Annotated in this window: 11 protein-coding genes; 3 read left to right on the top strand and 8 right to left on the bottom strand. The window is 65.1% G+C overall.

The window, feature by feature from the left end:
- Together VNC39_RS08570 and VNC39_RS08565 are read left to right on the top strand one after the other, a co-directional pair.
- The coding region (locus VNC39_RS08570; protein ID WP_325398164.1) for a hypothetical protein at positions 1 to 198 on the top strand (198 nt) is incomplete at its 5' end.
- An 18-nt stretch (positions 199 to 216) separates the two neighbouring features.
- The gene (locus tag VNC39_RS08565) at positions 217 to 1,002 is read left to right on the top strand and encodes a hypothetical protein (protein WP_325398162.1); all 786 of its coding nucleotides are present in this window, start codon (positions 217 to 219) and stop codon (positions 1,000 to 1,002) included.
- Between the two features lie 13 nt (positions 1,003 to 1,015).
- Here VNC39_RS08565 and VNC39_RS08560 read toward each other — a convergent pair whose 3' ends face one another.
- A complete protein-coding gene (locus tag VNC39_RS08560; protein ID WP_325398160.1) occupies positions 1,016 to 2,272 on the bottom strand; it encodes a Glu/Leu/Phe/Val family dehydrogenase in 1,257 nt (418 codons plus the stop codon).
- A 224-nt stretch (positions 2,273 to 2,496) separates the two neighbouring features.
- Between VNC39_RS08560 and VNC39_RS08555 the strand changes: the two genes are divergently transcribed.
- The gene (locus VNC39_RS08555) at positions 2,497 to 4,728 is read left to right on the top strand and encodes a tetratricopeptide repeat protein (RefSeq protein WP_325398159.1); all 2,232 of its coding nucleotides are present in this window, start codon (positions 2,497 to 2,499) and stop codon (positions 4,726 to 4,728) included.
- 326 nt (positions 4,729 to 5,054) lie between these two features.
- On the opposite strand, the gene VNC39_RS08550 is transcribed toward VNC39_RS08555, so the two are convergent.
- From VNC39_RS08550 to VNC39_RS08520, 7 genes are all read right to left on the bottom strand, one after another.
- A complete protein-coding gene (locus tag VNC39_RS08550) occupies positions 5,055 to 5,504 on the bottom strand; it encodes a hypothetical protein (RefSeq protein ID WP_325398157.1) in 450 nt (149 codons plus the stop codon).
- Positions 5,501 to 5,815 carry a flagellar biosynthesis anti-sigma factor FlgM gene (gene flgM, locus VNC39_RS08545; protein ID WP_325398155.1) on the bottom strand — a complete coding sequence of 105 codons (315 nt, stop codon included), beginning with the start codon at positions 5,813 to 5,815 and terminating at the stop codon, positions 5,501 to 5,503. The genes VNC39_RS08550 and flgM overlap by 4 nt, the downstream gene beginning before the upstream one ends.
- Positions 5,812 to 6,192 carry a flagellar protein FliS gene (locus VNC39_RS08540; protein ID WP_325398172.1) on the bottom strand — a complete coding sequence of 127 codons (381 nt, stop codon included), beginning with the start codon at positions 6,190 to 6,192 and terminating at the stop codon, positions 5,812 to 5,814. The genes flgM and VNC39_RS08540 overlap by 4 nt, the downstream gene beginning before the upstream one ends.
- 6 nt (positions 6,193 to 6,198) lie before the next feature.
- Complete coding sequence (gene fliD, locus VNC39_RS08535; protein WP_325398153.1) at positions 6,199 to 7,632, bottom strand: flagellar filament capping protein FliD; 1,434 nt, start codon at positions 7,630 to 7,632, stop codon at positions 6,199 to 6,201.
- Positions 7,633 to 7,709: 77 nt separating this feature from the next.
- A complete protein-coding gene (locus tag VNC39_RS08530; RefSeq protein ID WP_325398151.1) occupies positions 7,710 to 9,221 on the bottom strand; it encodes a flagellin in 1,512 nt (503 codons plus the stop codon).
- Between the two features lie 107 nt (positions 9,222 to 9,328).
- Positions 9,329 to 10,006 carry a flagellar basal body P-ring formation chaperone FlgA gene (gene flgA, locus VNC39_RS08525; RefSeq protein ID WP_325398149.1) on the bottom strand — a complete coding sequence of 226 codons (678 nt, stop codon included), beginning with the start codon at positions 10,004 to 10,006 and terminating at the stop codon, positions 9,329 to 9,331.
- A complete protein-coding gene (locus tag VNC39_RS08520; RefSeq protein WP_325398147.1) occupies positions 10,003 to 13,437 on the bottom strand; it encodes a hypothetical protein in 3,435 nt (1,144 codons plus the stop codon). The genes flgA and VNC39_RS08520 overlap by 4 nt, the downstream gene beginning before the upstream one ends.
- Positions 13,438 to 13,451: the final 14 nt, after the last annotated feature.

The raw sequence follows: 13,451 nt of genomic DNA, 5'->3' as shown, positions 1-13,451 counted from the left end.
AAGTGGCCGCTTTTTGAAAAAAGCGGCGCAAAAACTTTTATTTATGCTGGGCCATGGGCTGTGTCAGCGACAACGCCCATAGCCCAGAGTAAACAAAGTTTTTTTGCTACTTTTTGTTCACAAAAAGTAGCCTTCCTTACTTACGTCTTTGCCGCTTTGCCCCGCCGCCGAAATATGGGAGTCTACGCCCAAGAATAATATCGCAAGGAGACTGCCGTGACACGGTTTCCAGGATTCACTTTCGCCGCCCCGTGCCTTGTGGCTGCCGCCTTTTGCGGCGCGGCACACGCCCAAACTGCCGCCGATCAGCGCTTTCAGGCCTCCCAGTTCGTCGCACCCGGCCAGCTCGGCCAGATCGACCCGCACCGGCCGGGCGGCGCCCTGGCGTGCCCTAGCATCGGCGTGCTGAGCGCCCTGTACAATCAAGCAGGCCTGGCCACCGGGGCCAATGCCAATGCAACCGTCGCCGGCACGCAGATCGCCGCGGTCCAGGCCGGCTGCGTCACGCTGCCGCCTGGAACGGTCATGCAGGTTCTCTCGTTCTACCCGCTGGGCGCGACAACGCAGACCCATGGCGCAGGCTATCTGCAGGTCCAGAGTTCTACGACCCATGGCGCGCAATGGGTCGGCGCCGGGGTGGTATTGCCGCTCCCTGCCACCCAATCCGGCCCGGCGCCCAGCGCTTTCGGCATCGCCCCATCGGCCAAGCCGCCTCCGGCGCCGGCGCCGGCCGCTCAATCCCTGCCGCAGCCCAATCAGCCCGCGGGCAACCCACCGGCGGCCGCAAAGCCGCAAAGCGGCGCGCCGACCATGGCCTTGCCGCCGGCACCACCCGCGAGCCCCCCGGTGGCGCCGGCGCAAAGCCAGCCCGACGGTTACGTGCCGCTGCCGGTCCTGCCCCCGGCTTCGGCCCCCAAGCCGAAAGATTCCAATGGCGCGTGCAGCGACCTCGACAGCCTGCTCAACGCGACAAAAAACGGGCATGGCTGCACACAGCCCTGACCGGGACGAGCGCTCAGGGAAACAGTCCGCGCAATTGCTTCGCGGCGAACACTTTCTCCACGCCGATCGCCATCGCCGCGATGCGGTTGCCCACCCGCTCCCGCGCGGCCCGCGCGCTCACCTGCTGGAAGGCGCGGTCGAGCAGCTGCGTGAGGCGCTGGTTCACTTCGTTTTCTTCCCAGAACAGCTGTTGCAGGTCCTGCACCCATTCGAAATAGCTGACGATCACGCCCCCGGAATTGCATAGCAGGTCGGGCAGCACGTAAATGTCGCCGCGCTCGCGCAGCACCGCGTCGGCCTCGGGTGTGGTTGGGCCATTCGCCCCTTCGGCCAGGATCCGGCAGCGCAGATTGCGCGCCACGCTGTCATCGATCACCCGCTCCAGCGCCGCCGGCACCAGAATGTCGCAGGGCTGGGTCAGCAGGGTCGCGGGATCGGCCGCCGCCTCGTTGGAGAACCCCGCGAGGCCGCGATGCGCGGCGGCATGGCGCTCCATCTCCGCTACCGGCAAACCGCGCCGGTCGAACAGGCAGCCGGTATGGTCGCTCACCCCGATGATTTTGACGCCGCGCCGCGTCAATTCCTGTGCAGTGACGGCGCCGACATTGCCGAACCCCTGCACGATGGCCGTGGCCCCGGACAGGTTGAGATGAATCGCCTCGGCGGCGCGCGATATCAGGTGCACCACGCCGCGCCCGGTCGCCTCCCGCCGCCCCACCGTGCCGCCCGAAGCGACCGGCTTGCCGGTGACGATCTCGGTCACGGTCTTGCCCTGATAGGCGGAATAGGTGTCCATGAACCATGCCATCACCTGCTCGTTGGTGCCCATATCGGGCGCCATCACGTCGGTATGCGGGCCGACAAAGGGGATCATTTCCTGCATGTAGCGGCGCGACAGCGCCTCGAGTTCGCGCGGCGACAGGGCCAAGGGGTCGACCGTCACGCCGCCTTTGGCGCCGCCATAAGGCAGGCCGACCAGGGCGCATTTCCAGCTCATCCAGATCGCCAATGCGGCAACCTCGCCGAGATCGACCGCGCGGGAGAAGCGCGTTCCCCCTTTGGTGGGGCCGAGCGTGAGATGATGTTGCACGCGGTAGCCCTGGAACACCGCCGTGCTGCCGTCATCGCGATGGATCGGCACCGAGACCGTGACCGCCCGCTTCGGGTAGAGCATGCGGTCACGCTCATCTTCGCGCATACCGATATGGTCGGCGATGATGTTGAATTGCCGCCGGGCCATGTCGAAGACGTCGCCGCCATAGACGTTCATTTTCACTCCCCTGGATCATCCAGCTGCCGGCGTTGCGCTCCGGAACGGGCGGGAAATCCCATCTTATCGTGGGAATGAGCGGCACCGGGCAGTTTGTTTTCTACCGTCCAGGTCAAGACTTGGCTTGGCCAAAGTTCTTGTCAACCTCCCGCGCGCCAGATGACTTGCAACGCACGCTCCGGTAGCATTCCGTTATCTTTGACTCGGACTGAAGGCGTAAGAGATTGAATCGCAAAGACCGTCGGACGGAAGCGAAGCTGAAACGCTCGGGAACCACCCCGGCGCATGCCGCAAAGGATACAGACCTCTTTGCCGCCGCCTTCCAGGCGCATCAGGCGGGGCAGTTGGATGAGGCGGCACGGCTCTATGGCCAGGTTCTGGCGACCAATCCCCGCCACGTCGACAGCCTGAATCTGCTGGGCGCGGTCACGTTGAAGCAAGGCAACGCCGAAACGGCGATCGGCCTGATCGGCCAGGCGATCGCCCTCGACGCGGCGAGCCCGACCTATCGCTACAATCTGGGCGTAAGCCTCGGAGCGGCCGGGCGGCACGAAGATGCGGCCGAAGCCTTTCGCCAGGCGATCGCGCGCCAGCCCGATTATCTGGATGCCCTGTATAATCTGGCCATCACCCTCGGCACGTTGGAGCGGCACGAAGAAGCCGTCACCGCCTACCGCCGGGTTCTGGACATCGCCCCCACGCATGTGAACGCGCTCAATAATCTCGGCGCGACCCTCACCAAGCTCGAGCGGATGGATGAGGCCGCCTCGTGCTACCGCGCGGCGATTGCGCTGAATTCTGACAGCGCCGAGCCGCATTTCAATCTCGCCAAGCTGCTCCAGGAGCAAGGCAATCCCGAGAAGGCGATCAGCCATTACGAGGCCGCGCTGAAACTCCAGCCGGATTTCCTCAATGCGCTGTCCAATCTCGGCAATACGCTGCTCACGCTCAACCGGCCCGACGAGGCGGTGGCGCTCTTCAACCGGGCGCTCGCCATCAAGCCGGATTTCATCGCGGCCTATGTCAATCTGGCCGCGGCGCTGCGCGCGATGCAGCGCCTCCAGGAATCCGTGGCGACATGCGAGGCGGCGCTGCGCCTGCAACCGGACATGCCGGAGGCCCATGTCAATCTCGGGATGGCGCTGCAGGCGCTGGGCCGGCTGGACGAAGCCGCAGTGGCCCTGGAGCACGGAATCCGCCTCGCACCCGGAGCGCAGCCCGTGCACACCGGGCTGATCCTGAACATGCATTATCAAGCGACGGTGAGCGAAGCGGAAATTTTCGCAGCGGCCCAGCGCTTCGCGACGCAGCTCGCCGTGACGGCGAACACGCGTTTCACGAATCTGCCCGACCCCGCCCGCCGCTTGCGCGTCGGTTATGTCTCAGGTGATTTCAAGCAGCATCCGGTGGGGTTTTTTCTGGCCCCGGTCCTGGCCAATCATGACCCTGCTGCGATCGAAATCTACGCCTACAACAACCACACGCAGAATGATTGGGTGACGCAGCAATTGCGGGCGCTCTGCGCGCAATGGCGAAGCGTGGTGGGAATGTCCGACCAGGCGTTCGCATCCCTGGTGGCGGCGGATGGCATCGACATATTGGTCGACCTCTCCGGCCACACCTCCGACAGCCGGCTGGGCGTGTTCGCGCTGAAACCGGCGCCGGTGCAGCTAAGCTGGCTGGGCTTCTGGGGCACCACCGGATTGCCCACGATCGACTATATTCTGTCCGACGTGACGACCATCCCCGAAGGGGATGAGAGCCATTACAGCGAAACCGTGTTTCGCCTGCCGGACAGCCGGTTCTGCTATGCCCCGCCTTATTACACGCCGACACCGGCAACCACACCTGCATACCTTAAAAACGGGTATGTAACCTTCGGCAGCTTCAATAACCTCTCGAAGATCGGTCCGGACGTCATCCAGCTCTGGGCACGCGTGCTCCAGCAAGCGCCAACCGCGCGGCTCTTGCTCAAATGGGCGTCTCTGGCCGATGGCGCGGTGCGCCAGAGCCTGTTCGACAGTTTCGCTTCGCACGGCATCGGCCCGGAACGGCTGACAATGCGCCCGGCCTCCCCACACCACGAAATGCTGTCCGAATATGGCGATATGGACATCGCGCTCGATCCGTTTCCGTTCTCGGGCGGCCTGACAAGCTGCGAGGCGCTCTGGATGAACGTGCCGGTGGTGACGTTGCCGGGCAGCCGGGCGGTGTCACGCCAAACTCAGGGCTTCCTGCGCGCCATCGGCCTGCCCGAACTGGTGGCGTCCTCGGCGGATGACTATGTGCGGATCGCCACCGATCTCGCCACGGACCGCCCCCGCCTCGCCGAACTGCAGCGTACGCTGCGCCGGCGGATGGCGGCTTCGCCGTTATGCGACGGTTATGTTTTCACCCGGAACCTTGAGGCGGCCTATCGCACGATGTGGCAAAGCTGGTGCGAGAAGGCCGCGTGACGGGAACTTTGTTTAACCCGTCCCGTTGCGGCGCCTCAGGCCCAGAATAACAAAAGTTTTGGGGCCGGCATAGATAACGCCAGTGCCGTTTAGGTATGGCATTGAGAGATCGGCATTTTTCCGATCATTGCATTTTCGGCGTATTTTTCCTGTTCCGTCAAGGGCGCGAAGCGCCGGCGAAGCCGGGTAAACCCCTTGACGGAACAGGGAAAATACGCAGACGCTCGGGATCGGAACAATGGCAAAAAGTATGCTTATCTATGCCAGTCTATGCCAGCCCCAAAGTTTTTGCGCCGCTTTTTTCAAAAAGCGGCCACTTCCTATGCTCAGGCTTCGGCGATCAGTCGTCCGCTTTCTTCGACGCCGAGCGCCTTCATGCTGCGCAATGCGGAGCTCAGCCCACTATGCAAAGAGGCGGCTCGCCGGCCGGCTTTCACCGAGCGGATTGCGGACCGCTTGAGTGCCTGGCGCAGCGACTCGGCCAGGTCAGCGGCGGCGTCCTGTTCGGCATCGCGCAGGTAATCCGCGGCACTGCGCAGATCGGCGGTGCCAAGCCGCTTCATGGTCTCGAGAATCTCGGAAAAGGTGGGCGCCGAAGCCGCGAGTGCGGCCTCCACCTCGTTCGCCGCCGCAGCGATCTCTCGCGGGCGGCCTGACAGCATCAGATCGTCCAGCCCCTGCAGCTTAGCGTTCAGATCCGCAACCCGCTCCAGCCCCTGATGGAGCACGGCGGCAACGGCGTCACAGTCGGCCGAGGGAGCGGAGTCTTCATTCATGGGGCGGATTCCTTCATAGCGCTGCGGATCGAACGGGCCAGCGTGTCTGGCGGCACGCTGTAAGTACCGTTCTGGACCGCGGCCCGCAACTGCGCCACGGCCTGTTCGTTCACGCCACTGGAATTCCGCGCCGCGTCGAGCAGCTGGGTCGTGGTCTGAGCATCGGCGCTCAAGGTCACGGCCTCTCCGGAACTTTCGCTCGCCGCGGTCTCGGCGGCCGCACCGGTGCGCGCAACGGCGACAGCGTCGTCCTGTCCGGCAATTTCCGGCGCGACCTGGCTTTGGCCAAGGGCATTGATGCTGCTAGTCATGAAGCGCTCCTGGGTTCAGGTATTTCAAGCATATCCCGAACCAAATTTTCAATGGCCTGGTCGAATTCGTCCAAAGCCGCCGTGTCGTTCTGCAGATTGGCACGCAGCAAAGTGGTTTGCAGCACGCCGTAGATCGTCATCAGCCTGGGACCAAGCGTGGTGCCGGGGGCGGTATCGAGGATCCCGGTCATCAGCACCAGCAGTTGGTCGGCGCGGGTTACCATCTGCCCCTTCAGCGCCATGTCGCCTGCGAGCATAGCCGACTTGGCCTTGCGGCCGTAAAGCCGCAGGGCGCGCCAGCCCTGGCGCAGCCAGGCCAGTTCGGCTTCGCCGTCGAACAACGTTGCGCGGTAGCCCGCGACCGTATCGATCATCATCACGGATTAGCCGCCTGAGGTGCTCGAGGTCGAACTGGTGCCGAGGAAGCTGTCGAGGAACAGTGACGTGATCGAAGCATTGGTCGCGGCCGATTCCGCGGCGGTAAAGGCCGCAGCAATGGTGTCCAGCTGCGTGGTGTCGGTCTTCTCCATCTGCGAAATTTCGCTGTTGACGGACGTGACCGTGTTCTGCAACGCGTTGGTTTGCGCCGTGATAATGCCTTCGCCCGCCGAAACGCTGGTGCCGGCGCTGGTGCTGGTTGAGCTGCCGAGCGCCTGCTTCGTCACCGTGCTCAAGGAGGTCTCGATCTGGCCGAGCAGTTTCGTCACCGCCGTCGGATTCTTCGCGAAGGCCGACGCGAAGGTGGTGGCGTTCAGCGCCACGGCGCCCTTGCTGCTCACGGTCAGCCCGATCAAATTCGACGTCATGCCGCTGGCCGCGGCGCCGGAAACGGCGGAGAGCAACTGATTGGAGATGTTTTCAGCGTTGATATTGCCCGCCAGCGCGCCGGATTTTTTCCCGGAGCTGGCCGAGGCGGACGCCGATGCCGACGACGCGCTCACAAACAGGGTCTGTTTGGCAATGGTGGAAATCGCCGCGTTCAGATCGGTCGCGACCTTATTGACCGCGCTCGAAACGCTGTTGGTCGAGGAGCCGATGGTCAGCGTGCTGGTGCCTGTGGCGGTCAGGTTCAAAGACACGCCGGTCAACGCGCTGCTGATATCGTTGCTGGTACTGGTGATCGGCACGCCGTTGATCGTGAGGGCGGCATTGCCGGCCTTCTGCGCGAGCTGCATCGGCGCGTTCGCGCTCGGGCTGCTGCCGCTGGAAAAATCGAACTTCGCGAGCGTGCCGGTGCCGTTGACGCTGAACGCCTGGGACGAGCCGGTGGCGCTGCTCTGCAGCGTCAGCTCCGCACCATTCGCGGTGCTCACCACGCCGGCCTTCACGCCGCCGGCCACTTTATTGATGGCCGCGGCGATGCCGTTCAGGGTCATGCTGCCGGAACCGACCTGCACGGTCTCGGTCTTGCCGCCTTTCAAGGTGAAAGTGAGCGAGCCGCTGCCTGCACCGATTGTCGCGGCGGCAGAGGCGGAGCTTGTCGCCGCCGTGCTGGAAAAGATTTCCTGCACCGAGGCCAGGGATTTGACGTTTACATTAAAGGTGCCGGTCTGCGCGGCGCTGCCAGCCGTGGCGGTAAAAAAGCCGCCGCCGCCCGTGGCTGTGCGGGTGTTGATGGTCGAGACATCTTCGATGCCCGACAGCGAGGAAGAAAGCGTCGAGATCGCGCCTTGGATCGTGCCCCAGGAGGAGATCTCCGCCTTATCGGTCGCGGCCTGATCCTGAAGCTCTGTGATCGGCGCCTGAAGCCGCTGCTCGATCGTGTTGAGTTCACTGGTGATCTGACTGGAACCAAGACCCGAAATTGAGCCGCTCATCTTCTCAACCCTCTATCATCTGTTCAAAGCAAGGTAAGTCCGGCCGGAGCTTTCGCTCCGGCCGGGGTCGCAAGAGATTACGGCAGCAGCGAGAGGAAGGACTGCTGCAGCGTGGTGGAGCTCTTCAGCGCCGCCACACCGGCCTGCGCCTGGATCTGCGCCTGGGTCAGCTGGTTGGCGACCTGCGGCAGGTTGGCGTCCTGCACCACGCCCAGCGCGGTGGTCACGTTCTCGCTGGTGGTGTCGAGGTTGTTGATGTTCGCCGCGAGGCCCTGCTGCACCGCACCGAGCTGGCCGCCGGTGTTGTTCAGCGACTGCAGCGCGAAGTTGACGACGGAGATCGCCTGGTTCGCACCGCCCTGGGTGTTGAGGTCGACACCGGTGGTGCCAGACGGCGTGCCGTTGACGGTGGAAACGTTGACGTCAGCCAGCGAGAAGAACGTGCTGGTCGCGCCGACCAGCGCGGCCGGAGCGGCCGTGCCGGTGCTGTTGGTAACGGAGATCTGGCTGCCGCCAGCCAGCTGCACGCTGCCCTGAACGGTGATCACCTGGCCGGTGGAGCCGGTGCCCGTGGCGCCCGCAACGGAGGCCACCGTCGCGGTACCCGACGTCGAGAAGCCGCTCACCTGAATGTTGTTGGCGTTGCCCTGCGTCAGGATCAGCGAGCCCGAGCTGTTCTGCGCGGCCGAAATGCCGGTCTCGGACGTGCCCTTGTTGATGTTGGCGATCAGCGAGGTCAGGCTGGAGCCGGTCGCCTGGACGCCGGTGCCGATGGTCTTGCCGCTGCCGCTGGCGGCGAGCGTCAGGGTCACCTGGCCGGTGCCGGCGGTGAACTTGCCGAGGTTGACGACGTTGCTGGCCGAAGCCGTCACGCCCTTGGCGCCATCCAGCGAATTCACCTGCGCGGCCAGGCCGGCAGCGCTTTCCAGCGTGCTGGTCGGCGTCACGGAACCGAGGGAGTTGCCGCCAACGGTGATGCGGAAGGCCGAGGCAGCGCCGCCCGAACCCTTGGCAGCCGCGGAGGCAGTTTCAGCGGCGTTCTGTTTCGACGCCACGGCGGCGGTCTGGAACGCGCCCAGAGACGAAGCAGAGGTGTTGCCGATGCTCAGGCTCACGGTCTGGCCTTCATTGGCGCCGACCTGGAACTGCACATTGTTGAAGGTGCCGTTGAGCAGGCTGACGTTGTTGAACTGGGTCTGCGACGAGATCGCATTGACCTGGCCGGTGAGCTGGGACACGACGTTCTGCAGCGAGGTCGCTTCCTGCGAGGTCTCGGTGCCGTTGGCAGCCTGCACGGAGATCGAGTTCAGCTGCTGCACGATGCCGATCTGCTGCTGCAACGCGCCCTGCGCGGTCTGCAGCAGGGAGACGCCCTGGTTGGCGTTGGAAACCGCCTGGGTCAGGCCGTTCAGCTGGGAGGTAAAGCCCTGCGCGGTGATGAAGCCCGCCGGATTGCTGGCGGGGGAGGTGATCGCAAGACCCGTCGACAGCTCGTTTTCGAGCGTGTTGTTCAGGCTCGAGGTGGTGTTGATCGACTGCAGAGCGTCGAGAGCGCCCTGGTTGGTGAGGATTGAACCGACGGCCGACATGGAAAAACTCCTGGTTTGTGGTTGCCGTTACTCCCTATATTCATTCGTGCAACCAGAAGTTTTCCTGCTTTACACAAGTTTTCTTAAAAAAATTCGCGTCGAAGTTGTTAGTTCAGATTCACAACCGGCCCGGCCGCCGTGACAAGAGCGGAAAAATGCTGTCCGCTGGCGGGGTTAATCATGAGAATCGTCTGGCCGATCCGCCCGGTCTGCTGCGCGACCGCGTTCAATGTGATCACCAAGCCGCCGTTTCGCACGTGAACCGTGACGGTCTGCCCCGCCTGCACCACCACCGGCTCCTCGATGCTGCCATTGGTCAGAATCGCCCCTGGATTCAAGCTCATCAGCGCCGTGGTGCCGAGCAGCGAGGCGGCGTCATGATAGACTTCGCGGCCGGCAAACAACGCCACCGGCTCGCGACGCAGCGTCACATCGCCTGGGCTCAGCGCCTGCCCGGCGGCGATCGGCCGGGCCGCCACCTCGACCTCCTCCGTCGCCACGACGGTGACGCTGACATACAACGTCCAATTCGGCGCCGGACAGCGTACCTCTGCCTGCTCGTAAGGCTCGGTTCCGGTGATGGACACGCTGAGATTGCCGGTGCAAGCCTGCATATATTGCGCGCCGGTCACCGGCCCGAGGGTGACCGAGGAACCGCTGGACAAAGCCGGCGCAATCGCCTGGCGGATCGCCGCGGCAACCGTTTGCGGGTTTTCGGGTGCCGCCCAGGCGACGACCGGCAGGACGGCGAGGCCCGTCGCCACAAGCGCGCCCAAGCGCCTCATTCCGCGGCTTGCTCCACCCGGGTTTCAGACGACGCATCCAGCCAGGGTGGCGGAAGCTCCTCAATGGACGGCAACGCAAGGGCCGCCGTCCGGCTCGCCTTACCGCGCTCCAGCGTGATGGCCAGCCCATCGGTTGCCGCATGCAGCAAGGCCTGGCGCCAGGCGGCGAAGGAGTTGGGTATCCGGGCCGCGTCCAGACTCTCCGGTACGTCCAGCCTCTGGTCCACCATCAGATGGCAGCCGGCGGCGGCAGCCAGGAGCGTCGTATAACAATCGGCCTCCACCCTGGCCTCGACCGGGCGGAACAGCACATGCGGAGCCAGCCCGCAGAGTTCCCGCGCCCAGCTCGTTTCATCCCCCGGCGGGCGCAGCCTGGTGATGGCGCCTCCATATTGTTTCTCCGCCCGCTCCACCACGATCCAGGTGACTTTCGCCGCCGTCTCGTTCATCAGCTCCGACACCCAGGCCGGCGCAATGCCCTCGTCGATCCACAGGACGCGCGGCATGGTGTTGAGTCCGGCCCCCCTTTGCATGTCCTGCCAAATGGGCCGTGACAGGGCCGGGCGCCACAGCTTCACGTCCCGGTCCGGCGGCAGCAATGCCCTTATTTTCTGCACGAGCGCCGGCGAGGTGGCGATGAGATGTTGCGCCGCCGCAAGCACGGCGCTCTGCTCCGGCTTCGGCGCCACGGTGAACAAGGCGGTGTAATTCATACCCTCCGGGGCCGCATCTTCCGGGTTCAACCGCACCCAGGCCGTCGGCGCGCGCCGGCCGATCTCGGCTGCGAGCGACACTTCCGGCACCCAGCTCGCCTCCATAACCCCTTCCGTGCGCAGGGCGCGGGCGGCGTTCAGCAAGGCCATACCGGTATCGACCGGACCGCTGAGCAGCAGGCTCTGCGGATCGACCGGCGCGCCGCGCTGCAGGCCGAGCCGAACCTCCGGCCGCAACAGATCCTCGCGCAGCGACAAAGCCGGGTGGTGGTAGAAATCGCTCCACGGCAAAGCCGCCGCCGCCGGGCTGCCCTGGCGGTACGCGCAGGCCGGGTCGGGGTTGATGCTCTCCGGCGGAACGACGAATGAAACATCCGGCGTCCAGACGATTTTGTGCGCCGCCTGGCGCAATTGGGCGCATAAATCGATCCACAGCGCGTCACCGCCGAGAGCCGGCATCGACCAGCCGGCTAGCGCCGAACGCCGGGCCAGCACGATGCCAGGCGCCACGGCGCTCGCCTCCTGATCCACGGCCAGCCAACCGCCCGGACCCGGATCGTCGGAATCATGCCCCGCGCCGAGACGCACCTCCGCGCCGGTGATGATCGGCCCCTGCTGGATGAAATGCTTCTTGTCCGCCGCCAGCACCAGGGAGCGGGCGCCAACCAGCGCCACCGACGGGTCCGCCAAACGGATGCGCAGCGGCGCCAGCCAATGCGGGGCCATCGCCTGGGCCCGCGCATCGACGATCGCGACATGTTCGCTCGCCACCAGCGCCAGGGCCGCTTGCAAAGCCAGCGAGGTGGTGAAACCGGGCTGCGGCGGCACCGCCCGCACCTGGGCGCCGAGTGTCGCCTCCTGCTCGTGCACGGCGGCGATGTAACGCGCCGTCGCGGCCGGCAGCGCCGCGCCCGCCAGCACGATCGGCCCGGTCAGCGCGCCGCCGCTCAGCAATTCATTCATCCAGCGGTCGACAGCGGTGATCTCCGCACCATCGCAGAGCAGCACCACGGCGGTGCCCGGGTCGGCCATCACGCGCTGATGACGGAACAGGCCGAGATGTTGGCGCGGCTCGACCGCGGCTGGAACGCCGCTGCGCTCCAGATGCCGGCGCACCATCTCGACGGCGCGCGGGCCAAATTCGGTGGAAGGAATATTGTCGCGGCGGCTGAGCGGGGCCCGGCTGAACAAGGTTTCCGGCAGGCGCACCACCCGCCCGTTCGCCTCAGCCAGGCGCAGCTGATAATCATATTCCTCGGCGCCGGCCTGGGCGGCGTCGAAACCGCCAAGACGGCTCAGCGTGTCGGCGCGGTACCAGACCCAGTCGCCCACATAGGCGGCCTGCCGCAGCCGGGTGACATCCCAATTCGGCTTGAAGCGGACCCAGGGGCCCTTATCGGCCTGCACCGTCTCGTCGCAATAGATCATGTCCGCCTGGACGTGCGCGGCTTCCAGCGCGAAGCGTAGCACCGCATCCACGGCCAGCGTATCGCCCGCGCTCAGGATGGCCACATAATCCGCCTGTCCGACCGCCGCATTGGCCTCCTCGCACAAGATCCGAGTCAGCTCACCGGGAGCGGCAGGGACGACGACGGTGGCATAACCGGGAATGTCCAAGGACTCGGCGGAGATGATCTTCACCTGCGCCGGCGCCTGCCATTGGGCGCGCACGGATTCGAGCGTGTCGTTGACCGCATGGGCCCGGGCGGGCGGCACAGCCACCAGCACCTTGACGGTCGGCAACGCCGGCGCTGCATCGCGCAACCGCAGCAGGCGCGTCTTCGCGGCATCGTCCGTGCGCTCGGCCGGCCGCAGCCCGGCCTCGATCGCCGCCGCCGCCTCGCTCGCCTTCTGTGCGCCATTGTTGCCGAGCCCGGGCACAATCACGCCGCGGCTGGTGCCGAGCTCCCCGAGAAACCCGACCAGATCGGCGCAATCGGCGGCAAAAGCCTCCCAGGTGGCGGGCGCGAAATCCCGCGCCTGCACCGCGTCCCAGACGCGAACGGTAAGGTCCTGCAACGGCTTGAACAACGTTTCCTGCGACGTCGGTTCGCTGCGGTTGAGCTGATCGGAAAGAAAGGCCTGCGCCTCGCTCAGCCCGTTTGGCACGCGATTGCAGAGTTCAAGCCCGAGATCCTGCTCGATGCGGCGAAGCTGCCCGACCGGATCGGCCATCAGATCCTGGTAAGTGAGCCAGCTGCGCGGCAAATGCCGGGCATGGCGCTCGACGCTGATCAGATAATCCACCCAGAGCAGCAACGCATGGGCACGCGCCAACCCGTTCTTGCGGTGCTGGCTGGAAGCGACAACCCAGGGCGCGCGGCAGATATGGATCACATGCGGCTTGTGCCCGGCCTGGGTGACGGCGCGCTCATACATCGGAAACAGCCGGCACAGATGCGGATGCTTGACCGCCCACAGCGATTCGGCACCGAAACGGCGGCGCAGAATTTCGTCCAATTTGGTGAAATGACGCCCCAGATCGGCGCGTTCCCACCAGCCGTCCGGCAATCCGCGAACGTCTGTCCAATCGACGCCGAGGTGTGAGAACACCCCGACATCCCATTCGATCAGTTCCGGAATTTCGTAGAACCCGAGGGGATTGTGCTCGTTCACCTCGGCGTCGTTATGGAGCGTTACGCCCAGACGCTGCAACATGCCGGAGAGCGCAGATGTGCCGCTACGATAATAGCCGGCGATCAGAATAGCGTCGGACACACGGTACTCCTGAC

This window comes from Acidocella sp., assembly GCF_035535915.1.
Classification (GTDB): domain Bacteria; phylum Pseudomonadota; class Alphaproteobacteria; order Acetobacterales; family Acetobacteraceae; genus Acidocella.
Note: the sequence above shows the minus strand (reverse complement) of the source record. Positions and strands in the feature narration are given on the sequence as shown.